This window comes from Clostridioides sp. ES-S-0001-03 (assembly GCF_020676075.1).
Taxonomy (GTDB): domain Bacteria; phylum Bacillota; class Clostridia; order Peptostreptococcales; family Peptostreptococcaceae; genus Clostridioides.
In genome coordinates, this window is the sequence record NZ_JACVWJ010000047.1 from 1 (window position 1) to 322 (window position 322).

Annotated in this window: 1 protein-coding gene; it reads right to left on the reverse strand. The window is 30.7% G+C overall.

The features are described from left to right. The coding region (locus tag IC174_RS20870; RefSeq protein WP_227483921.1) for a transposase at positions 1-322 on the reverse strand (322 nt) is incomplete at both ends.

Genomic DNA, 322 nt, shown 5'->3' on the forward strand with positions numbered 1-322 from the left:
TTCTTCGATTCCTGAGATATCTCTAATATTTTTAGGAACGACTACTGGGTTAAAGTCATTATCTCTGTCTCTTGGAACGTCTAGTTGTAAATCTCCAAATTGTGACTTTACAGTTTTTTTGCTATATTCATTTCTTCTATTAGTTGTATTCTTGTTATGGCTGTCGCCCTTTTCATAACCTAGCTCTAATGCCACTTCTTGTTCTAACATCTCTTGTAATATATCTTTGAACATATCTCTTAGATAACTACTTATATCTCCAGATTTTATAAATTCTCCATCTGATATAATTTCTTTGACTAATTGTTTTCTTAAAGTATTC